This window comes from Pseudomonas sp. Leaf127, from assembly GCF_001423155.1.
Lineage (GTDB): Bacteria > Pseudomonadota > Gammaproteobacteria > Pseudomonadales > Pseudomonadaceae > Aquipseudomonas > Aquipseudomonas ovata.
The window spans coordinates 147,889-171,568 of the sequence record NZ_LMOA01000022.1; the positions used below are offsets into that span (position 1 = coordinate 147,889).

General features: G+C 63.5%; 22 protein-coding genes and 2 pseudogenes. 15 read left to right on the top strand and 9 right to left on the bottom strand.

Translation table 11 applies throughout. The features are described from left to right. Positions 1 to 2 precede the first annotated feature (2 nt). From ASF84_RS18535 to ASF84_RS18545, 3 genes are all read left to right on the top strand, one after another. A complete protein-coding gene (locus tag ASF84_RS18535; protein WP_056840313.1) occupies positions 3 to 941 on the top strand; it encodes a FecR domain-containing protein in 939 nt (312 codons plus the stop codon). Positions 942 to 1,297: 356 nt separating this feature from the next. After that, positions 1,298 to 3,712, top strand: a complete 2,415-nt coding sequence (locus ASF84_RS18540) for a TonB-dependent siderophore receptor (protein WP_056840314.1) — start codon at positions 1,298 to 1,300, stop codon at positions 3,710 to 3,712. Positions 3,713 to 3,776: 64 nt separating this feature from the next. Then, entirely contained in the window at positions 3,777 to 4,307 is a 531-nt protein-coding gene (locus ASF84_RS18545; protein WP_056840315.1) for a toxin, read from the top strand. 40 nt (positions 4,308 to 4,347) lie between these two features. Here ASF84_RS18545 and ASF84_RS18550 read toward each other — a convergent pair whose 3' ends face one another. From ASF84_RS18550 to ASF84_RS18560, 3 genes are all read right to left on the bottom strand, one after another. Continuing rightward, positions 4,348 to 4,917, bottom strand: a complete 570-nt coding sequence (locus tag ASF84_RS18550) for a hypothetical protein (protein WP_056840316.1) — start codon at positions 4,915 to 4,917, stop codon at positions 4,348 to 4,350. Positions 4,918 to 4,946: 29 nt separating this feature from the next. After that, positions 4,947 to 5,417, bottom strand: a complete 471-nt coding sequence (locus ASF84_RS18555) for a hypothetical protein (RefSeq protein ID WP_056840317.1) — start codon at positions 5,415 to 5,417, stop codon at positions 4,947 to 4,949. A gap of 131 nt (positions 5,418 to 5,548) precedes the next feature. Next, positions 5,549 to 5,971: a hypothetical protein gene (locus ASF84_RS18560; RefSeq protein ID WP_056840318.1), complete on the bottom strand. Its 423-nt coding sequence runs from the start codon at positions 5,969 to 5,971 to the stop codon at positions 5,549 to 5,551. 100 nt (positions 5,972 to 6,071) lie between these two features. On the opposite strand from ASF84_RS18560, the gene ASF84_RS18565 reads away from it, so the two are divergent. Continuing rightward, positions 6,072 to 7,424: a HEAT repeat domain-containing protein gene (locus ASF84_RS18565; RefSeq protein WP_056840319.1), complete on the top strand. Its 1,353-nt coding sequence runs from the start codon at positions 6,072 to 6,074 to the stop codon at positions 7,422 to 7,424. A gap of 7 nt (positions 7,425 to 7,431) precedes the next feature. Then, a complete protein-coding gene (locus tag ASF84_RS18570; protein ID WP_056840320.1) occupies positions 7,432 to 8,058 on the top strand; it encodes a hypothetical protein in 627 nt (208 codons plus the stop codon). Between the two features lie 518 nt (positions 8,059 to 8,576). Here the strand turns inward: ASF84_RS18570 and ASF84_RS18575 are convergent. Both ASF84_RS18575 and ASF84_RS18580 read right to left on the bottom strand, forming a co-directional pair. Then, positions 8,577 to 9,638: an SDR family oxidoreductase gene (locus tag ASF84_RS18575; RefSeq protein WP_056840321.1), complete on the bottom strand. Its 1,062-nt coding sequence runs from the start codon at positions 9,636 to 9,638 to the stop codon at positions 8,577 to 8,579. Between the two features lie 138 nt (positions 9,639 to 9,776). Continuing rightward, positions 9,777 to 10,202 (bottom strand): hypothetical protein, encoded by a 426-nt coding sequence (locus ASF84_RS18580; RefSeq protein ID WP_056840322.1) that lies wholly within the window; start codon positions 10,200 to 10,202, stop codon positions 9,777 to 9,779. An 890-nt stretch (positions 10,203 to 11,092) separates the two neighbouring features. Here ASF84_RS18580 and ASF84_RS30275 point away from each other — a divergent pair. Both ASF84_RS30275 and ASF84_RS30280 read left to right on the top strand, forming a co-directional pair. Further along, positions 11,093 to 11,242: pseudogene (locus tag ASF84_RS30275) on the top strand (HAMP domain-containing protein); the annotation flags it as partial. Positions 11,243 to 11,557: 315 nt separating this feature from the next. Next, positions 11,558 to 12,097 (top strand): annotated as a pseudogene (locus ASF84_RS30280) (methyl-accepting chemotaxis protein); the annotation flags it as partial. Positions 12,098 to 12,116: 19 nt separating this feature from the next. Here ASF84_RS30280 and ASF84_RS18590 read toward each other — a convergent pair. Beyond that, positions 12,117 to 12,575 carry an NUDIX hydrolase gene (locus ASF84_RS18590; RefSeq protein WP_056840324.1) on the bottom strand — a complete coding sequence of 153 codons (459 nt, stop codon included), beginning with the start codon at positions 12,573 to 12,575 and terminating at the stop codon, positions 12,117 to 12,119. A gap of 181 nt (positions 12,576 to 12,756) precedes the next feature. Between ASF84_RS18590 and ASF84_RS18595 the strand changes: the two genes are divergently transcribed. From ASF84_RS18595 to ASF84_RS18620, 6 genes are all read left to right on the top strand, one after another. Further along, on the top strand, positions 12,757 to 12,951 hold the full coding sequence (locus ASF84_RS18595) for a hypothetical protein (protein ID WP_056840800.1): 195 nt from the start codon (positions 12,757 to 12,759) through the stop codon (positions 12,949 to 12,951). Continuing rightward, positions 12,948 to 13,274, top strand: coding sequence for a low molecular weight protein tyrosine phosphatase family protein (locus ASF84_RS18600; RefSeq protein WP_056840325.1), 327 nt, complete (start codon positions 12,948 to 12,950; stop codon positions 13,272 to 13,274). Before ASF84_RS18595 ends, ASF84_RS18600 begins: the two co-directional genes overlap by 4 nt. Before the next feature lie 147 nt (positions 13,275 to 13,421). Then, positions 13,422 to 13,958, top strand: a complete 537-nt coding sequence (locus tag ASF84_RS18605) for a sigma-70 family RNA polymerase sigma factor (protein WP_056840326.1) — start codon at positions 13,422 to 13,424, stop codon at positions 13,956 to 13,958. Next, positions 13,955 to 14,914, top strand: a complete 960-nt coding sequence (locus ASF84_RS18610; protein ID WP_056840327.1) for a FecR domain-containing protein — start codon at positions 13,955 to 13,957, stop codon at positions 14,912 to 14,914. Before ASF84_RS18605 ends, ASF84_RS18610 begins: the two co-directional genes overlap by 4 nt. A 107-nt stretch (positions 14,915 to 15,021) precedes the next feature. After that, positions 15,022 to 17,451, top strand: coding sequence for a TonB-dependent siderophore receptor (locus ASF84_RS18615; protein ID WP_056840328.1), 2,430 nt, complete (start codon positions 15,022 to 15,024; stop codon positions 17,449 to 17,451). A gap of 207 nt (positions 17,452 to 17,658) precedes the next feature. After that, on the top strand, positions 17,659 to 18,165 hold the full coding sequence (locus tag ASF84_RS18620) for a DMT family transporter (RefSeq protein ID WP_056840329.1): 507 nt from the start codon (positions 17,659 to 17,661) through the stop codon (positions 18,163 to 18,165). Here ASF84_RS18620 and ASF84_RS18625 read toward each other — a convergent pair. Then, positions 18,158 to 19,084: a LysR family transcriptional regulator gene (locus tag ASF84_RS18625; protein ID WP_056840330.1), complete on the bottom strand. Its 927-nt coding sequence runs from the start codon at positions 19,082 to 19,084 to the stop codon at positions 18,158 to 18,160. The two genes, ASF84_RS18620 and ASF84_RS18625, sit on opposite strands and share 8 nt — an antisense overlap. 73 nt (positions 19,085 to 19,157) lie before the next feature. After that, positions 19,158 to 20,207: a hypothetical protein gene (locus ASF84_RS18630; protein ID WP_056840331.1), complete on the bottom strand. Its 1,050-nt coding sequence runs from the start codon at positions 20,205 to 20,207 to the stop codon at positions 19,158 to 19,160. A gap of 178 nt (positions 20,208 to 20,385) precedes the next feature. Here ASF84_RS18630 and ASF84_RS18635 point away from each other — a divergent pair, with 178 nt between their 5' ends. Continuing rightward, the gene (locus tag ASF84_RS18635; protein ID WP_236709454.1) at positions 20,386 to 20,889 is read left to right on the top strand and encodes a hypothetical protein; all 504 of its coding nucleotides are present in this window, start codon (positions 20,386 to 20,388) and stop codon (positions 20,887 to 20,889) included. A 174-nt stretch (positions 20,890 to 21,063) separates the two neighbouring features. On the opposite strand, the gene ASF84_RS18640 is transcribed toward ASF84_RS18635, so the two are convergent. After that, positions 21,064 to 21,990, bottom strand: coding sequence for a LysR family transcriptional regulator (locus tag ASF84_RS18640; protein ID WP_056840333.1), 927 nt, complete (start codon positions 21,988 to 21,990; stop codon positions 21,064 to 21,066). Positions 21,991 to 22,219: 229 nt separating this feature from the next. On the opposite strand from ASF84_RS18640, the gene ASF84_RS18645 reads away from it, so the two are divergent. Continuing rightward, complete coding sequence (locus tag ASF84_RS18645; protein ID WP_056840334.1) at positions 22,220 to 23,656, top strand: NAD-dependent succinate-semialdehyde dehydrogenase; 1,437 nt, start codon at positions 22,220 to 22,222, stop codon at positions 23,654 to 23,656. Positions 23,657 to 23,680 lie beyond the last annotated feature (24 nt).

The window sequence follows — 23,680 nt, forward strand, 5'->3', positions numbered from 1 at the left end:
CCGTGCTGGATCGCAGCGTGCTTGAAGCGGCGGCCACCTGGTACGTGCAGCTCAGTGCTGCCGCGCCAGGCCAGGCCGACCGCAGCGGCTGGCAGGCCTGGCTGGAGCAGGATGCCCGGCATGCCCAGGCCTGGGCGCGCGTGGAGAAACTGCAGCACCAACTGGGCGGGCTGCCTCAGGAGGTAGCCCTGCCGACCCTGGCCGGCGCCCGCGCACGGCGACGTTCGGTGGCCAAGGTGCTGGGCCTGCTGCTGGCCCTCGGGGCCACCGGCTGGGGACTTGATGCCATCGAGCCTTTGCCTGCACGGCTGGCAGCCTTGCGCACCGGCAAGGGCGAGCGGCGTCAGGTGCAATTGGCCGATGGCAGCCAATTGCACCTCAACACCCACAGTGCCGTGGACATTCACTACAGCGCCAGCCTGCGCGAAGTGCGCCTGCATCACGGCGAAGTGCTGATCGACACCGCCAGAGACCGATCCGGACGGCCCTTTGTCGTGCACACGCCCGAAGGCAGCGTTCACGCCCTGGGCACGCGTTTCAGTGTTCGCAGTGAAGCGGCGCAAACCGAAGTACGGGTGCTGCAACAGGCGGTGGAACTGCGCCCGTCAGCTAACCCTGTCGGTGTGCTGCGCCTGGAGGCAGGCCAGCAGGCGCGCTTCGATCAAGCCCACTGGGGTAAACCCACGCCCCTGCCCGCCCATAGCGATGCCTGGCTGCAGGGTCGGTTGATGGTGCTGGAGTGGCGCCTGGCCGATCTGCTGGTGGAGCTTGAGCGCTACCGGCCCGGTGTCTTGCGGTGCAGCGAAGCGGTGGCCGACTTGCGGGTATCGGGCGGGTTCGATCTGGACCATACCGATGTCATTCTGGAAAACCTGGCCCTGTCACTGCCGGTGCACGTGCGCTACCTGACGCGGTATTGGGTGTCGATCGAGGCGGTATGAACAATCGTTGGGGCCGAACGTGCCCATTGCTTCGCCGTTCAAGGCGCGCTGATTAAACAAAATAACTTACTGATTTTATTGGCTATCAGATTTCCTTGGGTAGGAGCGCGCTTGCCCGCGACCGAGTGCGCAGCGCTCGCAAAATTTCGGAAACGCCACAAATTTACGACTGCTAACGCAGCCGGTCGCGGGCAAGCGCGCTCCTACACCGGTCGCATGTTTGTTGCGCTTTAGCCGGGGGACAGGCAGGCGAACAAAAACCCCGCTCAAGGGTTGCTGATTTTCATTCTCATGCGGCCATGCACTGAAGCGGCGAAAACGACCGCATGTGTGCCACGCCAACCCAGGAAAATCCGATGTCCCGTCTTCCGTTGTCCCGCGCCGTCCACCTGGCCCTGTTCGGCCTGATCGCCCTGCCCCTGATGGGCCCGGCAAGCTTTGCCGCCGAGCAGAATCAGGCCGGCCGTTTCGATATCGCCCCAGGCCCGCTGGGCACGGCATTGAGCCAGTTCGCCGTCGCTGCCGGAGTGACGTTGTCGTTCGCCAGCAGCCAGACCCATGCCCTGACCTCGCCCGGCCTGCAAGGCAGCTACACCGTGGAGCAGGGCATTGAGCAATTGCTGGCCGGCAGCGGCCTGCAAGCACAACCGCAGGGCAACGGCAGCTTCGTGCTGGTGGCGCGGGCGCTCCCCGGCGACACGGCGATGGAGCTGGGGGCGGTGAGCATTTCCGGCAAGGCGCCAGGCTCGACCACCGAAGGTTCCGGGTCCTATACCACCGACTCCTCCAGCAGCTCGACGCGCCTGAACCTGTCGCTCAAGGAGACTCCGCAATCGGTCACCGTGCTGACCCGTCAGCGCCTGCAGGACCAGAAGCTCGACACCCTCACTGATGCCCTGGATGCCACCACCGGCATCACCGTGATTCGTGAAAGCCTCGGTGCCGACAGCACCTCGTACCTGTCGCGCGGCTTTGCCATCAGCAACTTCGAGATTGATGGCGTACCGACCTCCTCGCGCATGGATAACTACACGCAGAACACTGCCATGTACGACCGGATAGAGGTGGTGCGGGGCGCCACGGGCCTGATCAGCGGCCTGGGCAACCCGTCGGCGACCATCAACCTGATCCGCAAGCGCCCCACCGCTGATCCGCAAGTCGTGCTCTCGGCCGAGGCCGGCAGTTGGGACCGCTATGGACTGAGCGTCGACGCGGGTGGTGCACTGAACGACAGTGGCACCCTGCGCGCACGCCTGGTCGTGGACCAGAAAGACCAGCACGCCTGGGTCGACCGCTTCAGCCAGGACATTTCGACGCTCTATGGCATTACCGAACTTGACTTGAGCGACTCGACTTTGCTGACCTTGGGGCTGAGCCATCAGGTCACCCATGCCAATGCGCCGATGCGCACCGGTTTTCCGCTGTTTACCGTCGATGGCGGGCGCACCGACATCAAGCGCTCGTTCAACAGCGCGCCTGACTGGTCGTACTACGATCGCGAGCAAAGCACCGTGTTCACTTCGGTCGAACACCAGTTTGCCAATGGCTGGAGCGGCAAGCTCGAATACAGCCATGCGCGCAACGACTATGACACCGTGGTCACCTACATGGACGGCGCCATCAACCCGGCCACCGGTGCCGGCGGCTACATCATGCCGACCCGCTGGCAGGCCACCCCGACCCAGGACAACCTCGATGCCTACGCCACGGGTGGCTTCAACCTGCTGGGCCGCGAACACGAACTGATCACCGGTATTACCCTGTCGCGCCTGGAAGAGCGCGGCACGCCCAATTACGGCGGCTGGCAGCGTCCGGGCAGCCGTTACCCCGGCACGATCGACAACATTTACACCTGGGACGGCCAGTCGCCCAAGCCGTCGTTCACCAAGACCGGCGCCAGCGACCTGACCGAAACCCAGTACGCCGCTTTCCTGACCTCACGCTGGCACCTGACCGACAAGGCCAGCCTGATCCTCGGCAGCCGTGTGGTGGACTGGAACCGTGAAAGCAAGGACTGGCTGTACAGCGGCAGCAACAGCAAGGCCGAGCGCACCGAGAACGGTATCGTCATTCCTTACGCCGGCTTCGTCTATGACCTGAACGACACCTGGACCGCCTACGCCAGCTACACGCAAATCTTCAATCCACAAAGCGCCAGCATCCGCGACGTCAAGGGCACGCCGCTGGACCCGCAGGAAGGCACCGGCTACGAGGTGGGGGTAAAAGCCAGTTTCAACGACAACCGCCTGAACACCAGCCTGGCCCTGTTCCGGGTCGAGCAGGACAACCTCGCCGTGGCCGACGGCAACCTGCTGCAACCCAACGGTTTCCAGGCCTACAAGGCTGAAAACGGCACCACCAGCGAAGGCGTCGAACTGGAGTTCAACGGCGAGCTTCTCGATGGCTGGCAGTTGAGCGGCGGTTATTCCTACAGCGTCAGCTTCAACGATGACGACCAGCGTATCGTCACCGAAATCCCGCGCAACAGTGTCAAGCTGTTTACCACCTACCGGCTGCCCGGCGCACTGGACAAACTGACTGTCGGCGGCGGGCTGAACTGGCAGAGTGAAACCGGCTATAACCTCAGCTACGCCACCACCCAGAGCAGCTATGCCCTGGCCAGCCTGATGGCACGCTATCAGGTCAATTCGTCGATGTCGGTGGCGGTCAATGTCAACAACCTGTTCGACAAGCAATACCTGACCACCACCGCTGCCGGTCTGTATGGCGCACCGCGTAATGTCATGACCACCCTGCGCTACGCCTATTGAGATCACGATCGCCACGACACGCGCTACACTGGCCGGCTTTTGCCACTACAGGGTCGAGGTGAACATGCGTTGCGTGGTGATCGGCACCAGTGGAGCCGGCAAATCGACCTTTGCCCAGGCCTTGTCGAGGGCCGCCGGGTGCCCCTGGATCGAACTCGATGCGCTGTACTGGGGGCCGCACTGGCAGGCCGTGGCGCCCGAGCAGTTCCGGCAGGCAGTCATCGACGCGACCCGGGGCGACTGCTGGGTCGCCGATGGCAACTACAGCGCCGTGCGCGATGAACTCTGGTCACAGGCTACCCATGTGGTGTGGCTCAACTACGGGCGCTGGACGGTGTTCCCCAGGGTGCTGTGGCGCACCGTGCACCGAGGGCTACGGCGTACACGACTGTCCCACGGCAACCGCGAATCGCTGCGCATGGCGTTTTTGTCCAGAGACTCGATCCTGTTCTGGTCATGGTCGACCTTCAGCAAGAACCGACTGAAGTTTGCCCGCCTGCGCGAACAGGCAGATTTTGCGCACCTGCAATGGACCGAGATTCGTCGGCCTGCGCAGGCCAGGGCGTTTATCGAGCGGCATCGCCTGCAACACTGAACGAGCTTCGAGGGCACCTTCGGCGGCCACGCCACCGGCTCTATTCCCACTGCACCGCAAAGCGATAGTTGATGTCGACACCCTGTACCTGCAGCGGCCCCTCGCGCAGGCTCAGGACAAACTCGAACGCCGGTTGCAGGCTGCCTTCACGTTCAATCTCGCCGGCCAGCACCCGCACTTCATACCAGCCATTGGCGACCTCGATGGTCGGCCGGCCCTGCGCCGGATCGGCGTAGCGCTGCAACAAGTCCTCCACTTCCACAGGCGTAAAATCCTGCAGGATGCGCCAGGTGAATAGATGCACACGGCCGCTTTCGACCTGCAACACATAACCGTCGCGCCGGTGCTGCAAACGGCTGCTCGGCTTGAGCAGCTCAGGCTCGGTGTCGTCCAGGGTGAACAGCACGGTGTAAGGGTGGTTCTCGACCCCTGCCAACGGAATCAGCACGCCCTCCAGCACGGCACGGTCGCCGCTGTCATTGCTGATGAACTCGGCAGCCAGGTCGTCGCCCAGTCGCTGTTCATCCTTGAAGCGCTGCAGCCGCCTGAGGTCGCCAAGCAGGAAATAGTCGATCAGGTCGTTGAGCACTTCGGGGAATTCATACTGCATGGGGCATCCTTGAACACACGTGGCGGTGTTTACTTTTTGTTGGCGCAATCGATAACGCTGGCCTGGGTGATGATGTCCTGCGCATCGGTAAACAGAGTGATGTTGCAGAAATAGTCGATGACCGTCTCGTTCTCGTAGTAACCGACCGGGCGGTACACCGGGGTACTGTTGACCGGCATGATCCCGGTCGCGCCGCCACCGCCGATCACCGCGTAGGTCGTTTGCTCACCGACGTATTCGGTGCCGGTCTGGACAAAGACCTTGTCCGGGCCCACATGCGTCTGCAGCCGGTTCCAGGCGTAGAAACCGCAACTGCCATACGAAGACGGCCCCATGCCGTGGTCCGGCTTGCCAAACAGGTCAAAGGCCGTTTTCGCGGGCTGCCCTACCAAGCGCTCGGCAGCCTGCTGAATGTCATTGCCCTGATTTTTTGCAGGACCTGCACATCCGCTGATCACAAGCGTGAGTAGTGCAATACTGGCGAATTTCATTGAGGACATGACACAGACTCCTTGTGCGTGGGGCAGACTGAGAGGTTCGCAACTGAGCTACGGACGCCGGCAAGCAACGGTAAGTTCAATGCGCAGGTCCAGGCGCCGGAATCGGGCTCGGCCTCGCTCATGACACGCGGTTACTCCATTGCCGGGTTATAGAGCCCCAGGTACTCGACGGTGGCCGTGCTCTGGGGCAAACGCCAATCCGCCTGGGTCGATGGAGAACGCCGGTCACCCCAGATTGCATTGACGCCCACCAGGATGAAATGACTGAACCGCGCCGCCTGGGCACTGAAGGCCTGCTGCTGCGACGCGTCGTGAATCTGCGATTTGACGTAGTCGGCATCATCGACCAGCTCGACAAAATCGGAATCCATATGGAACGCCAGTTCGTCCCTCAGCTGCCAGGTCGGATTGCTGTTTTCCCAGGCACTGTACTGGGCATCGGTGGCCGATGCCGGCGGCTCGGGCGCCCACTGCTCGAAGGCATACTCACGTGCCGCCAGGTCGCTGCTGAACGTGGCGGCGAACAGATGAAAGGTCCAGGCGTCGTCAGGCATGAGGGGCGTTTCCCGCTGGGTTATGGGCCGGTTTTGAACTTGAAGGGTCATTGCGGTCTTAGCACCACAGACGCCCACAAGCGCAAAAAAGGATTGAAGCGTGAACACGATACAAGACTGGCTGCAAAGGTTGAATGCCCGCAAGACACCGGCCCCGGACTGGCAGGGCCAGCATCACCTGGAGGCGCTGCGCTTGATCGAGCAGGTCGGGACCGGGGTCACCTGGGTCGAGCTGAGCCGCCATCGCAACGGGTTCATCCGCGAGATCGCGGTGCGCACGCTGTGCGAGCAGCCCTCCCCCGAGTCCTTGAACGCCTTGATCGAGCGCCAGAACGACTGGGTGCCGCAGATACGCGAACTGGCGGTCCAGGGCGTGGTGCATTACCTGGTGCCATCGTGCGCCGAGTCCTTGTTGTGGGCGCTGGAGCCATTGATGGCGCTGGCTGCCCGGCACCGCGCCGACCACGGCCCGGTCCTGACGAAGGTGCGGGCGGTCTTGCAACTGCCGGAAAATCGCGATCAGGTGCATGCACACTTTCTGACCCGGCAAAGCAAGGCGGCGTGCTACCTGTTCAGCCTGTTGCTGGACAGTGACCCGGCACCGCAGGCGCTGCTGCGCGATGCCTTGGCCCATCGCGAGGTCACGGTACGGTTGCTGGCCATTGCTGCCTGCCAGACGTTGTCGGTCGAAGACGCCCGGCCACTGCTGCTGGGCGCGCTGGCGCAACCGGGGGCCAAGGTGCGGGTCTGCGCGATGCGCGCTTTGCTGCCGTTGCTCGACGATCCAAAGCCCGTGCTGCGCACGGCCTTGCTTGATGCCGCGCCCTCGATCCGCAACCTGGCGCACTGGATGGCGGCACGCAATGAGGTCGATGCCCGTGCAGTATTGAGCGAACGTCTGGCGCAGCCACTGCCCACCGGCAAGCGTGAGTGGCTGGGTGTGCTGGGCCTGGCGGCGGAATTGAACGTCGAGCTTCCCGGGCACTGGCAGGTGCAGGCGTTGCAGGGCGCCTGCGCCAGCGTCAGGAAAATCATCGTGCGCCGGCTGGGTAAAGACCAGTTACCCGAGTTGCTCAACGCGCTGGATGATCCGGCCGAGGGCGTATTCAACGCCGCCATTGCCGGCCTGGACGCTCTGGCCTGGGCCACGATCAAGCATGAACTGGATACGCGCCTGGCCAGGGACTGGCATCACCTGCCGGCGGCCCGACGCATTGCCCTGTTCGGTGTACGCCCGCAATGGCAACAGGTGGCCTTTTTACTGGCACGCCTGGATCAGGAGTCTGAACGCATGGCCTTCTGGTTGCGGCAGCTGAACCTCTGGTGCCACCGCCAGTACCACGTGGTCGACCACACCACCTCCAGGGCCGAGCGCAGCCTGCTGATCGAACGACTGCAAGCCCTGGCAGAGCGCGGCCTGCTGGACCGCGATAATGTCAGCCGTATTGTTTGAGGCGCGTATGAACACACCCTCTTCACCTGTCAGCGCGCAACAGGCCCAGGCCATTGTCCTGGCGCTGTACACCGGCAGTGAGCGTCTGCATGAAGGCGAGCCGGAGCGTTACGCAATCCAGTCATGCGAGCGCTCGCCCCGGGGTGATTACTGGATCGTGCGCTGCAATACCGAGGACTGGGTGCTGAATCAAGAGTCGATGCGCTGCCTGGTCGGGGTCAATGCTCATCTGGTCAATGTCCACAGCGCCGAGGTGGACGTGGTGGCCAGCGTCATGAGCGTCGATGAGTACCTGCAGGACAAATACGACCTGATGACCGCGGCTGGCCAGGTGTATGTGCTGGGGCCGGCATTCGATCGTTCCGACAAGGCGGCGCTGATTAACCTGCGCCAGGCGCTGGCTTGCACCTACCCCGAGGCCTTTGCGCTGTTGTCGCCCGAGCATGCCCGGTGGCTGACAGGCACCGCGCGCCAGCTTGCCGAGGTTCAGCAATTGCTGGCGGGCGTGCACATCCACACTGTCGTGACGCTGAATGCCAGCGCCGGCCAGGCAGTGCCGGTCGGGGTGGAAACCTGGTATGCGGAGGCGGCCCTGAAAGCGTTGCGACAGCGGCTACGGCTTGCCAACGGTTAACGGCTGGATTGCCGACTGCTCTGTAGGAGCCCGCTTGCCGGCGACCGAGTGCGAAGCGCTCGCAGAAATCTGTGAAACGCTGAAAATCTACGACTGCTAACGCAGCCGGTCGCGGGCAAGCGCGCTCCTACAAAACTCGCAGTACATCAGGGGATCAGGCGTGCCTGGCGCAGGCGGTCAGATTGCCGACTGCTGTAGGAGCCCGCTTGCCGGCGACCGAGTGCGAAGCGCTCGCAAAATCTCGGAAACGCCACAAATTTACGACTGCTGCGCAGCCGGTCGCGGTGGTCCGGCATTCCGGCAAGCGCGCTCCTACCAAGCGCGCAGTACATCAGGGAATCAGGCGTGCCTGGCGCAGGCGGTCAGATTGCCGACTGCTGTAGGAGCCCGCTTGCCGGCGACCGAGTGCGAAGCGCTCGCAGAAATCTGTGAAACGCTGAAAATCTACGACTGCTGACGCAGCCGGTCGCGGTGGTCCGGCATTCCGGCAAGCGCGCTCCTACAAAACGCGCAGTACATCAGGGGATCAGGCGTGCCTGGCGCAGGCGGTCAAAGACGTCGAAGAACGCCTGGTCGCTGGCCTGGAAGGCGGTGAAGCCCAGCAGGCGGCTCTTGGACATGTCGGTGACCACTTCGATAGGACGCCCCAGGTCGGCATCAGTGTGCCAAGGCGAAACCAGCCGGCTGATGTCGGCTTCCTGCAAGCCGTGCTCACGCACGATCTCGCTCCAGGCACGCTGGTCGTCGGCCATCTGGGTTTCCAGCGGCGAAGGCTGGGCCGGGAAGTCGGCCGGCTGGATCTCGAAATATTCGGCGATGCGACCCCACATCCACTGCCAGCGGAACACATCGCCGTTGGTGATGTTGAACGCCTGGTTGGCCGCCGCCGGCGTGGTCGCCGCCCAGAGCTGCTGCGCAGCCAACTGACGCGCGTCGGTCATGTCGGTCAGGCTGTCCCACTGGACCCTGGAACCTGGGAACACAAACGCACGGCCGGTGGCCTTGCAGATCGACGCATAGACGGCCAGGGTGGTCGCCATGTTCATGGCATTGCCCACCGCTACACCGGTGACGGTGTGCGGACGATGCACGCTCCAGGTAAAGCCGTCCTTCTCGGCGGCGGCAAAGACTTCGTCTTCCTGGGCGTAATAGAAATTCTCGACGTCCAGCCGCCCTTGCGACTCGCGGAAGGGCGTTTGCGGCAAGGTGCCTTTGCCATAGGCTTCGAACGGGCCCAGGTAATGCTTGAGCCCGGTCACCAGCGCCACGTGCTGCACGCTGCCGGCCGGCCGCACGGCATCGAGCACGTTACGGACCATCGCCGCGTTGACGCGAATATTCTCGGCTTCGGTGGCCTGGCGCGACCAGGTGGTGATGAACACATGGGTGGGCTTCACGTCTTTCAGCGCCTGGTTCAGCGAGGCCGGGTCCTGCAGGTCGGCGGCCACCGGAATCACCCCGGCCACGGTGGAGGGCTTGCGCGACAGCGCCGCGACCTGCCAGTGGTTTTCCAGCAACAGCTGGACGATAGCGCTGCCAACGATGCCGCTGGCACCGACGACCAAAGCGGTCTGGGACATTGGATTCTCCAAAGGTAGTGAAATGAACGCTGTGGCAGCGTCGGCCTCATAAGGCCGGCGCTGCGCCATGCAGGGTCAGAGCAGGCACAGGCACGAGAGGTTCAATGCCCGGCGACAACCTTCATCATGCCTGACGCCTCAAGGCTGGCCTGAGCGATTACGCAAAGCCATGATGCGGGCCGCAGGCAGTGCGCGCAGGTCTTCGTCATGAAACACCAACAGGGCACGGAAGGCCTTGGTTTCCGAATCCCAATATTCCAGGTCCTCCAGGCGAAAACGAAACCGGCCCAGATAGGCTGCTGCCAGGTCCGCCGCCAGTTGGCGCGCCGCTTCACCCGGGGTGGCCAGGGTCCAGTCGATCAGCTCGGCCACTTGCTGTTGCGGCGTGGGGACCGATTGACCGTTGGCCTGTGCCTGAATGAAATCATTGTAGAGCGCTGCACCCTCCTCGGGGTCATCGGCAGGGTTGCCAGGGCACAGCCGGTGCTCCCAGGGGAGGGTGTAGGTTGGCCTGCCGAGGATGTCGGTCAATACGTAATCGGTGGGTTTGGCCAGACGGTGCATGGGCGTCTCCTGCATGAAACAGACGATGGTAGTCATTGGGGGGCGTGCGAGTACAGCCTGCAAGTGCCTTTCGCGGCTGAAGCGGATCGCCGCCCCCGGGATCCTGCCTGCCCCATGCCTGCTGCGCGACAGCGTTGCACCCTGGCGCGGTGCCGCGCCCTCACCTGAGTCTTTTACGACATCCTTTTGGCGCAGTTCGCTTGCGTTACCTAGACTCACTTTCGTGCTGATTCCGACAATACGCAGACAAGGGGCCTTCTATGCGCCTGCACTCGATACGCGTCCAGATGATATTGCCGATAGCACTGCTGGCCCTGATCCTCGCGGGCCTGTTGTTGTTCATGCTGTCGATGACACGCCTGCAGCAAGAGGCGATGCAACGCCAGACAGACCACTATTTCGAAGCCGCCTCCGTGGTGCTCAATGCCGATCGGGATATCTACCAGGCCCTGGTTGCCCAGGAACGGCTGATGAACGCTGAAGGCAACGCCGATAAAAACCAGGCCGACTTTGATGAAAACGCCCAGCAGGTGAACGATCGCTTTCAGAAATTCCGGGGGTTCCTTGCCGGCGAACCCGGGATATTGAAGCCGTTTGCGCATTTCGATCAGCTCTACAGTGAATGGCTGCAAGCCAGTCAGTCGGTCAATGCTGCCTCCCAGGCAGCCCAGCCCTCCTCCGCAGACCAGGCCGCACGCCTGCAGGCCAGGACCACGGCCAAAGAGCGATTTTCCGCCATTCGCAAAGTGCTCGACCAGGCCGGCGAAGCCACCAACGTGCATGCACGCAGCCAGAAAGAGGCCGTACAGGCACGCATCGCTGCCTATGAACAGATCGCTGTGGCGGTCATTGTCACCGCCTTCGTGATCGCCCTGCTGGCGGGTTATTACATGCCCTTGCGGCTGACCCGCAACGTGCAGCGCATCAGCCGGCGGATCAAGGAAATCGCCGAAGGCAACGGCGACCTGACCCAACGCATCAACTTCCACGCCCGCGACGAGCTGGGGGACCTTGCCCGTGAGTTCGACGGCTTTGTCGAACACCTGCGGGCGATCATCAGCGCCATCCAGACCCAGTCGGTGACGCTGGGCGGCATGACCGGTCAGCTCGACACCGTTTCCCGACAGGCCGGGCGCATCAGCGCAGGGCTGGTCAGTTCATCCGACGCCATGGTCAGTGCCGGCCAGCAGATGAATGCCTCGAACCAGCAGATGGCCAACCTGGCCAAAGGCACGGCCGACGAAGCCAACCTCTCCAGCCAGTTGACCCATGAAGGCGTCAGCGCGGTCAACCTGTCGAACCAGTCCATCGAACGGCTGGTGGCCGATATCGAGCAGGCCCTTGAGCGCTCGACCGACCTGGAGCAGAGTTCGGCCGCGATCGTGTCGGTTCTGGAGGTGATCCGCACCATCGCCGATCAGACCAACCTGCTGGCCCTCAACGCGGCCATCGAAGCGGCACGGGCCGGTGAACAGGGGCGCGGCTTTGCGGTGGTGGCCGACGAGGTGCGCACGCTGGCCACGCGCACCCAGGAAAGCACCCGCGAGATCGAGGCCATGATCGAGCGCCTCAAGAACAGCGTGGTCGAGTCGAGTACCGCCATCCGCAGCAGCCGCGACAATGCCCGCACGACCATGGAGCAGATCAATCAGGTCATCACGGTCTTCGGCACCCTGAGCACCTCCTTCGACCGGGTCCAGACGATGGCCACGCACACGGCACAGACCACCGATGAACAGGCCAGGGCCTCGCACCACATCCGCGAAAACCTGCTGGCCCTCAAGGAACAAACCGACGGTGTCAGCAGCATGTCGGATGAAGTACAGAGTCAGTCGCGGCAGATCTCAGGGCTCTATCAGGCATTGAGCAGCCAGGTCGAACGCTTCAGGGTCTGAACCGATCACGGGCATGGACTCACACAGGTGCAAACACACCGGCCTCTACCAGAATGGCTGCCAGCCGCTCAGGCCATACCGTTTCCTTTGTCGCCTGCAAGTCTTGAGCGGACCACCAGCGGTGCTCCGCCATCACCTTACGCTCGTGCAAGGTCCATTCGGCACTGCAAAGCGTCTGGTCTTGCACATGAATCACGAAATACTGCTCGACGGCGAGCACCGTCTCGCCATCGGGCAGCATCAATGAAACCCGGCGATCGGCCACCGGCGCATCGACACGCTCAACCCGGATACCCGTTTCTTCCCGCAGTTCACGGATCGCGGCCGCCTGAAAGCTTTCGCCCTGCTCGAGGCCGCCACCGGGGGTGGCCCAGTGGCTGGTGCCGGCCAGGGCGTCCTGGGTGTGGACAAACCTGAACAATAAAACCTCGCAAGCGGGGTTGATCACCAGTAACCGTGCTGCGTTGCGTTCTCGCATCTGACGCGCCTTTTCCCTGACATTCCGAGCGAACCGGGACGGCCGCTGCAAGCCGGCAGAGCGTACCACTGCGTGAGGCCGGGCAGACCGAATCACTCTGGCTCCGGTCACGATTTACGCTTACCCTATGCCAACTCGTATTACCGCGGCTGCTGAACCCGGTATTCACGAGGACAAGACCATGCAAAGAACCCGCGCCTGGAGACGCTCCGAGGCCTGCAAGCACAACAACGACCAGAAAGTCCGTACACAAACATTCAAACCGCCCAAGAAGTGGAAGCTGATGTACACCCGCTCCGACAAGCTGGCCAGGGCTCGCCAACTCGGCATGAGCTACCCCGTTCGCAACAACCGTCAATGGCTGGAGTACGCGTGACCCACCTTTTGTTTGTCTGCAGCCGCAACCAGTGGCGCAGCCCTACTGCAGAGGCGATCTGGCGCCGCCGTCCGGGCTTTGATGCCCGTTCGGCGGGCACCAGCCCCAACGCACGCAAACCCATTGGTCCTGCGGACATCCGCTGGGCCGACATCATTTTTGTGATGGAGCGCAAGCACCTGCATCACCTCCAGGCCGACTATGCGCGCCTGCTTGAATACAAGCCGCTGCACTGCCTGGACATTGCCGACGACTACCGCTTCATGGACCCTGAGCTGGTCGAGATACTCGAAGACAGCGTGACGCCTTATCTGGGCGGCTGATGCGCCAGCGTGCCCTTGTCTGTCGGGTCCGGACACAACTGCACACAGCGGGTAGCGCACAGAAATACTTCCCGCCCCCACCTTGCAGAAAATTCCCGACGCCTCACATAATGATAATGAATCCTAATTACATTATCCCTGGGCGCCATGCCAAGCCATTCTCCTTTCAAACAGCAGGTCGACACCTTCTATCGCGATCATCATCGCTGGCTCTTTGGCTGGTTGCGCCCGCGTGTCGAGTGCCGGGACCTGGCCGCAGACCTGGTGCAGGATGTCTTCATCCGTGTGCTGACCGCCCGGGACGGTGAGACGCAGCTTGAGGCGATACGTGAACCCAAGGGCTATCTGGCGACCATCGCGCGGCGCCTGATGATCGATCATTTTCGCCGTGCGCGGCTGGAGCGGGCCTGGTTGCAGGCGCTGGCCGAGCAGCCGGAGGCGGCGACCATCAGCGAGGAAACCCGTGCCATCCTGCTGGAAAGCCTGTGCGCACTGGACGCCATGCTTGCCGGCCTGGGTGCCAACGTGCGCCGGGCGTTCCTGTTGTCGCAACTGGACGGCATGACCTACAGCGCCATCGCCGCCGAACTGGGCGTTTCGGTGGTGACCATCAACCGTTACATCGCCAAGGCCACACAGCATTGCGTGCTGTTCAGCCTGGGCGTGGTCGACGGCGGCGCATGACCACTCTGGATTCGCGGCAGATGACCGCCATCCGGCAGGCGGCCCAGTGGTTTACCACCCTGCAAGGCGAGGCGGTGACCGATGCCGACCAGAGCGCCTGGCGGCAATGGCTGGAGGCGTGCGCTGAAAATCGCTGGGCGTGGGAACAGGTACAGGGCGTGCAGCAACGCCTGCACGGGATGCCGGCCGGGCTGACCGGGCGCGCCTTGAGCCTGGCCGGGCAGCCGCAGAAGATCGGCCGGCGCTCTGTACTCAAGGGCCTTGCGCTGGCCGCCGGCACCGGTTTGCTCGGCTATGGCGGCTACCGCGAGGCACAGACCTCAGGCTGGATGGCCGACTACCGCACCGCCACGGGCGAACAGCGCCAGGTGACCCTGCCCGATGGCTCGCACCTGCAGCTCAACACCGCCAGCGCCGTGGACATGGCCTACAGCGCCAGCGAGCGGCGCCTGGTGGTGCGCGAGGGCGAAGTCTTGATCACCACGGCGGCGGACAACGCCGGCCGGCCGTTTTTCGTGCAGACTCCGCACGGCACCGTACAGGCCCTGGGCACCCGCTTTTCAGTGCGCCGCGCAGGTGAGCAGGATCATGTCGCGGTCTTCGAGCATCAGGTGCGCATCACGCCTCTGGCCGGTCAGCCCCTGGTGCTGGCCACCGGCACCCAGTGCGCCTTCAACCGGCATCAGGCCGACGCCGTAGCGCCGCTCAACCCCGGACAAGATGCCTGGGCCAAGGGCGTGCTGGTGGCCAACGACCAGCGCCTGGATGCGTTTCTCGCCGAGCTGGCCCGCTATCGCCGGGGCTGGCTGCGCTGTGATCCGGCGGTGGCCGGGCTGCGCATCAGCGGTGCATTTGCCGTGAGCGATACCGATCAGGCTTTGCATGCACTGAGCACCAGCCTGCCGGTACGGATTGAGCAGCACACGCGCTATTGGGTCACGGTCACGGCCCGCTGAAATTATTTTCAGCGCAGATGATAGGTTTTCTCGTTCTCATTCGACTCATTGGGCAAAGGGCGCTGCGCGTCCCACCTTGCCTACTTTCATCACGAGAACCACCCGACATGAAACGCCCTTCACAGCCCGGTCGCCTGGCGACCAGCCTTCGCCATGCCCTGCTCTGCTCGACCTTGCTGACGGCCGGTGCCGGCGTGCAGGTGCACGCTGGCGAAACCGTCGTGCGCGAGTACCACATCAGTGCCGGCGACCTGGGCGCGGCCCTGACCCGCTTTGCGGCCGAGACGGGCGTTGTGTTGTCGTTCGACCCGGCACTGACGCGCGGCCAGCGCACCACCGGGCTGGAGGGCCGCTTTGCCACTGGCGAGGGCCTGGCGCGCCTGCTGTCTGGCTCAAGCCTGCAGGCCATTCGCGAAAACGACGGGCGCTATTCGCTACGCGCTACCCGTCAGGACGCCTCGGTGGTGGAGCTGGGGCAGACGCAGATCGTGTCCAACGAACTGGGGACCATCACCGAGGGCTCGGGGTCCTACACACCGGGCACGATTGCCACGGCCACGCGCATGGTGCTGTCGCCGCGTGAAACCCCGCAGTCGATCACCGTCGTCACGCGCCAGCACATGGACGACTTCGGTCTCAACAGCGTCGACGACGTGATGCGCCACACCCCGGGCATCACCGTCTCGGCATTCGACACCGAGCGCAGCAACTACTACGCGCGCGGCTTTTCGATCAACAATTTCCAGTACGACGGCATTCCGTCCACGGCGCGCAACGTCGCCTACTCGGCCGGCAATACCCTCAGCGACATGGCCATCTATGACCGCGTCGAGGTGCTCAAGGGCGCGACCGGCTTGCTGACCGGTGCTGGCTCCCTTGGCGCCACCATCAACCTGGTGCGCAAGAAGCCCACCGCCGATTTCCAGGGTCATGCCAGCCTGGGCGCCGGCTCCTGGGACAACTACCGCAGTGAGCTGGACGTCAGCGGCCCGTTGACCGAGACCGGCAACGTGCGCGGCCGTGCGGTGGCGGCCTACCAGGACAAGCACTCGTTCATGGACCGCTACTCGCGCAAGACGCCGGTGTACTACGGCATCATGGAGTTCGACCTGTCGCCGGACACAATGCTGACCGTGGGGGGTGATTACCAGGACAGCCTGCCCAAGGCCTCGACCTGGTCGGGCAGCTTTCCGCTGATCGACGCCAACGGCGAGCGCAACCATGTCTCGCGCTCGTTCAACAACGGCGCCGACTGGAGCAGCTGGGAGCAGTACACGCGCACCGTGTTTGCCATGCTGGAGCACAATTTCGACAACGGCTGGGTCGCCAAGCTGCAGGTGGACCACAAGATCAACGGCTACCACGCGGTGATGGGCTCGATCCAGGGCAGCACCCCCAATGCCGATGGCACCTCCTCGATCACCCCCGGCAAATACACCGGCGAAACCGTCAGCGACTCGGCCGACCTCTACCTCAGTGGACCGTTCAGCCTGCTGGGGCGCGAGCATGAGCTGGTGGTGGGCGGCTCCATCGCCACCTCGAACTGGAAAGGCAAGGGCTTCTGGAACTACACCCCTTACGGCCCCAACGTGGTCGACTTCAACAACTGGCACGGCAACTTCCGCGAGCCGGACTGGGGCGAGCAGGCGCAGACCATCGACGACACCGTGCGCCAGACCGGTGCCTACATCACCACCCGCCTGAACCTGGCCGACGACCTCAAGGTGCTGCTCGGCGGGCGCGTGGTCAATTACCAGTTGACCGGCCTGACGCCGTCGTACAAGGAAACCGGGCGTTTCGTGCCGTATGTCGGCGCCATCTATGACCTGAACGACACCTACTCGGTCTACGCCAGCTACACCGACATCTTCATGCCCCAGGAAAACTGGAACCGCGACCGTGATAACAAGATCCTCGAACCCGACGAAGGCCAGAACTACGAGCTGGGCCTGAAGGCCGAGTTTTTCGACAAGCGCCTGAACGCCAGTGCGGCGTACTTCGAGATCCATGAAGACAATCGCTCGGTTTCCGACGACGAGTACAACAACCGCCAGCCCACCCCGTCCAACTACGCCTTCAAGGGCACTCAGGCGGTGACCAAGGGCTACGAGGTCGAAGTCTCCGGCGAAGTGACGCCCGGCTGGCAGGTGCAGGCCGGCTACACGCACAAGATCGTGCGCGACGACAACGACGTGAAGATCTCGACCTTCGAGCCTGAAGATCAGGTCACCCTGTACACCTCGTACAAACTGACCGGCCGCCTGGACAAACTCACCCTCGGCGGCGGCGCGCGCTGGCAGAGCGTGGCCTGGCAAGACATCTACAACTCGCCCAAGGGCGGCTACGAGTCATTCTCACAGGAATCCTATTGGCTGGTGGATGCCATGGCCCGCTACCAGTTCAGCGAAAACCTGTCGGCCACGCTCAATGCCAACAACCTGTTCGACAAGTCGTACTACACCAATATCGGTTTCTACAACTCGGCGGCGTATGGCGAGCCACGCAACTTCATGCTGACCACGCGCTGGGATTTCTGAGCGTGCGGTGATTCACCTGATAGACAGGCTTGGCGACCGTTGGTCGCTCCTGCGTGATTGGCGGGAGCAACCTACGGTCGCGCATGAGCCCTGCTGCGCCTCTGATCATTCATGCGATGAATACCCCTGGTGCACCCTTTCGATTTCCATTCGCCGTGTAAATCCCCCACGCTGCCCTCCTTCAAGGCAACCCACAGGGATGGAACCATGTTCAGCAAAACCGTACTTCTCACACTGATGCCCACGGCCATGGCCTTCATGGCCGGGGCGGTGATTCCGTTCCAGGCCGCCAGCAACGCGGCGGTCGGGCGGGCCCTGGGGCATCCGCTATGGGCGGCGCTGACCTCGCTGACCCTCAGCACGATCGTGATCATCGCCCTGCTGCTGGTGCTGCGCATTTCTGCACCGGACATCAACCGGGCGTTGCAGGGTTCGTGGTGGTTCTGGATCGGCGGCGTGCTGGGGGCGTTTTATGTCGGCTCGGCCGCGGCGTTAATCCCCAAGCTGGGCGCGGCGGGCTTTCTGGTGCTGGTGGTGGCCGGGCAGATTCTGGTGTCGGTGATCATCGACCACTTCGGCTGGATGGGACTGACCGAAAAACCCCTCGGCCTGTCCCGACTGGCCGGCATCGTACTGATTCTGGGCGGGGTGCTGCTGGTGCAATACACGCCCGGCGCGGCCATCCGCGATAACCCGGCGCAGACCGTCAAGTAGAGGATTCGGCCCGACCTGTCGGCTGGCTGCACGCCAGAATTGCCTCGCGCAACCAGCGGTGGCCAGGGTCGCTGTCCTTGCGCCGGTGCCAGGCCTGTTGATAGGCAAACGGCGCCAGCGCCAGCGGCGGCTTGAATTCACGCAAGCCCTTGTAGGCCTTGAGCGAGCCGATGGCGCGGCGCGCCACCGTGAGGATCAGGTCGGTGCCGGGCAGCACCTCGACCGCCGCGCTCCAGTGCGGCATCACCAGCACGATCTCGCGTTGCAGCCCCTTGGCTGCCAGCGCCCGCTCGACCTCGTCCTGCGCATCGGGCCGCATGGCCAGCATCACATGCGGTCGCGCCAGCCAGTCGTCCAGTGCCAGGCCACCCCTGGGCGGCAACACTTGCTTGTCGGCCAGGCTGACGAAACGCTCCTCGAACAGATCCTGCACACGCACATCGTCAGCCACCGCCGGGAACAGCCCCAGCGCCAGGTCCAGTTCACCGTCGAGCAACTGCGCCAGCACGGTCTCGCGGCTGGCCTGGCTGATCGCCAGATGAATGCCCGGCGCCACCTGCCGCAAATGCCCGACCAGCCGCGGCAGGACCAGCCGCGACGCATAGTCGGACAACGACAGCCGAAAACGCCGCTGCGCCAGCGCCGGATCGAAATCGGCCGCCGCCAGCAAACCGTTGAGGCTGCCAAGGGCCTCCTGCAGCGGCCGGGCCAGCGCCTGCGCCCGTGAAGTCAGCGCCATCTGGCCATGCTGGCGAATCAGCAACGGGTCGTTGAAGTGCGCACGCAACTGCGCCAGCGCATGGCTGACCGCCGGCTGGCTGCGGTGCAGGCGTTGCGCGGCACGGGTGACGTGGCGCTCGGTCAGCAGCGCATGCAGGGCCAGCAGCAGGTTGAGGTCAATCTTGCGCAGTTCATCCATGCAGCGAATAACCTCGGGGCTGGTGCGGGAAATTCATTCGATTAGAGGATGAAAACGCCACGCCGGCAAGCGGTCAGTTCTTCCAGCAATCGACCAGGCGCTCGCACACCCCGTAGCGTCGATCCAGGTCGGCCATGCGCGACAGGTGATCGCTGTAGCCCTGCTTGAACACATCCTGGGTGAGCGCACGGTAGTACTGGGTCCTGGCGCTGTTGACTTCAAGGATCCGGCCTTCATCGGCACTGTCGCTGTCAGGCAGCAGGCGCTTGAGCTCGGCGTCATCAAGCTGGCGCAGGCGCGTGCGGTAGTCGTCCTTGTACAGTTGCAGGGCACGCGCCTTGCTGGCCATCACGTCCTGGGTATAGGTCTGCAGGTTCTGCCGGTACTCGGTCCAGTAGGCCGGCGGCAAGGTGAAGGTGATCTTCTGCTGACGTTCCTTGAGGCTTTTCTCGATCAGCCGCGTACGGTCCGCTTCGCTGCCGACGGCCAGCTCGGCCTTCATCTGTTCGGTCACGCTGTCGTCGATGATCTGCGCGATCATGGCTGTGCGTTCCGGGGTGTCGGGCAGCAGCGTGGGCGCCGCCGGGAAGACCGGGTTGCTCCCGGCACAGCTGGGCAGGCCGTTGTTCAACAGCGGCACCGGCGAGCGCACCACCTCACCGTTCAGTGCATGCAGACGCATCAGCGACGACACGCACTGACGGTCGCGCCAGGAAAAGGTCAGCTCGTATTCGGCATTGGCCTGCGGCACGAAGTTGAACGCGTTGGTGCACACGCTGCCGGTGCTGAGCGTGTTGGGCCGCAGCAGCACTTCGTGGCCCGGCTTGAGGCGAATTTCCAGGTAGGGCTCGTCGTCGCTGGACGGCGCAATGCTCATGTCGGCGCGGCGCCGGGTGTCGGCCGAGAACAGGTTATTCATCAACCCGGTGGTCTGCCCGCCGCAATGGGCCGCATCGAAGACATCCATCGTGACGTTGTCCATGCCGCTGATGAAGCGCAGCCTGGCCGCGTCAGCCTCGGTGGCATCGGGATAGGTGCCGTTGAAACTGCAACCACTGAGCAAGACGGCACCGCCCGCCAGCAGGGCGAATGAATGCAGAAAACGGGAGTCGAAGGTGACCATGAGTCGTCCTTGAAAGAATTGATACGCGCGACGATGCCATTCGGAGTGTTTCAACGACCTCGCCATTGTCCAGGTGCACTGGACCTGCGCAAGGCGACGAGGTTCCAGACAAGGGAGTCAATTGATGCGGCAACTTCTGGCCATAGGGCTTTTAGGGATGATAGGGGGCTGCGCGACGATGCCCGATGAAATCAGGCTGGACTCCGCCGTCTACTCGGCCGACAACGCAGGCCTGGTGACCGGCGCCCTGGCCGAAGGCGGCCCCTACGGCACCTGGATCGAGTTTCTCAACCTCGACACCGGCAAAAGCGTGGGCTGGGGCGCGCAGAACTACTACTCCGCCTGGCTGCCGCCAGGCCACTACGAAGTCCATAGCCTGGGCTCGCGGCGCGGTGTAATGGGCCCCTACTCCAGCCCCCTGCGCTTTACCGTGCAACAGGGCGCGATCAACTACCTCGGTGAAATGACCTACGGCTGCTCGTCGCTGGTACGCCCCGATGCGGTGTACGGCGTGAAGGACTGCGGTTTCCTGGCGCTGTTCAGCTGCGATGTGCCGGCACCGAGCATTGGCGTGTGCGTGGAAGACCGACAGGAACAGAGCGTGCGCCGGCTGCTGAAAAAGAACCCGGAATATGCCCACCTGCCGGTGCGCTCTGCGGTGATGTCGCAGCAGGACCGATAGCCACCTGTGCGCTGTCGCGCAGCACACAGGTGGCCCGGTAGGAGCCCGCTTGCCGGCGACAAGGTCCGCAAGGACCTTCTTGCGATGGTGAGGCCACTATTTTCACGACTGCTGCCGCAGCCGATCGCGGTGGTCCGGCATTCCGGCAAGCGGAGGCGCCGATACAACAGAACACTAAGGAATGAGTTGCTGGACAATCTCGGCCAACCGCGTGCCCACCTGCAACTTCAGCGTCTCGATAAAGCGCGTGATCTTGGCATCGACAAACTGCCGTGACGTGTAGACGGCGTACACGTTGCGCTCATGCGTGTGGTATTCAGGCAACACCCGCACCAGCGCCCCCGAGCGCAAGTCTTCGATGGCACTGAAGCCGGCCAGCAAGCCGATACCCGCCCCTTCTCGAACCGCCACGGCCATAGCGTCCATGTCATTGACACTGAAACCGGGCCCTGCGTGGACAAACGTCGCCTCACCGGCCCGGCTCTTGAGTTGCCACTCATCACGCCCATAGTCCACGGTGCTCAGTAACAGGCATTGATGATCGCCCAGTTCATCAGGCGTCGCCGGGGCCGCATGGCGCGCCAGATACGCCGGGGATGCCACCAGCACGCAATGGCTGACGCCGATTTTCTGGCTGACACAGGCCGAATCCGGCAGCGTCCGGGCAATCAGGATCGACACATCCAGTTGGTCTTCCAACAGGTTGGGCATGCGCTGGGACAGCAACAGGTCCACGGTGACGTCCGGAAACTGACTGCGATAATCAAGCACCGCCCGGGTCACCAGTTGCCGCGCCAGCCCTGGCACACAATGCACCCGCAATGTGCCCCTGGGCTGCAGGGCGGCATTGCTGGCCTCGGCTTCGGCCTGCTCCAGATCGGCCAGGATTTTCGTGCACCGCTCATAAAAGCGCCGGCCGGCATCGGTGACCGACAGGCGCCGGGTCGAGCGCTGCAACAGACGCGTGTCCAGTGCACTTTCAAGGGCGGTGACGGCACGCGAGACATTGCCGACCGTCGAGTCCAGATGGTTGGCCACCGCCGTGAAACTGCCCATCTCGACCACTTTCACATACACCGACATGTTCGAAAGCTTATCCATTGCGACTTTCCTGCCGACCTGATTGCATCTGTATTCCCTTGAAGACGTGCACGCCATCCAACCATGGCCACGAATGCTACACCCTCCCCGCAGCACTCGATATTACCGCCCGCCACAACACTGATTCCCTCGCGGGCGGCTAAATCAAACGATCGGTCCTCCATAAACTGGATTGCACAGGCCGCCAGCCAGGCGCCGAACGCTTGCCAACCCACAGAGGGCCCGTGTCATGAATACCGCTTACGACCCGCTTTATCTTTTTATCGAGGGTAAATGGATCGCCGCCCAAGGGCGCGACACCGCCGCCGTCGTCAACCCGGCCACTGGCCGTGAACTGGGGCGCGTGCCACTGGCCGGCGCAGACGACCTTGATCATGCACTCCAGGTGGCGCAGCGCAGCTTTGCAACCTGGTGCCAGACCGTACCGGCCCAGCGCGCCAAGGTGCTCAAGCGCGCGGCCGAGCTCATCCTGGAACGCGCCCCTCACATTGCCAGGCAGATGACGCTGGAAGAAGGCAAGCCGCTGGGCGAAAGCCTGGATGAAGTCACCCGCGCTGCCGAGTACTTCGAGTGGTTTGCCGAAAGCGCCCGACGCATCGATGGCCGTATCGTGCCGGCCAATCGTCCCGGCGTGCTGCAGATGGTCAAACGCCAGGCCATCGGCCCGGTCGCGGCCTTCACGCCCTGGAACTTTCCGGCCATCACCCCGGCCCGCAAGCTTTCGGCCGCCCTGGCGGCCGGCTGCAGTGTCATCCTCAAGCCAGGTGAAGAAAGCCCCGCCACCGCACTGGCCCTGGCACGCGCACTGGATGATGCCGGCTTGCCCAAAGGCGTACTGCAGGTGGTGTTCGGCGTGCCGGACCAGGTGTCCAGCCACCTGATTGCCTCGCCTGTCATTCGCAAGGTGACCTTTACCGGCTCCGTGCCCATCGGCCGGCTGTTGTCGGCCCGGGCGGCCGAGGGTGTCAAGCCCATCACCCTGGAGCTGGGCGGGCATGGCCCGGTGCTGGTGTTCGAAGACGCCGACATCGAAAAAGCCGCCGTCGAAGGCGTGGCCAACCGCTTTCGTGGCACCGGCCAGGTGTGCATCTCGTCCACACGGTTTCTGATCCAGCGCGGCGCCTATCGCGCCTTTGTCGATCACTTCGTGACCGCCACGCAGGCTTTGAAGATCGGCGCCGGCCTGGCGCCCGGCACGCAGGTCGGACCACTGGCCAACCCCCGGCAACTGGCCAAGATGCAGGCACTGGTCGCCGACGCCGTCGCCAAGGGCGCACGTGTGCTGGCCGGAGGCAAGTGCCTGGACGGTGACGGTTTTTTCTTCGAGCCGACCGTGCTGGCCGATGTGCCCATGACCGCCCGCATCATGCACGAAGAACCCTTCGGGCCCATTGCCGTGCTGATGCCGTTCGACACGCTGGACGATGGCCTCCAGGAAGCCAACCGCCTGCCCTATGGCCTTTCGGCCTACGCCTTCACCGCCAGTGCCCGCACCGCCATCGACGTGGCCGACGGGCTGGAGGCCGGCATGATCGGTATCAATCAGTACCGCATCGTCGCCACCGAACTGCCCTTCGGCGGCCTCAAGGAAAGCGGCCATGGCTCGGAAGGCGGTATCGAAGGCATCGAGCACTATCTGACGAACAAATTCATCAGCCAGGTTTGAACACCCATTTACCGAATCGGAGAG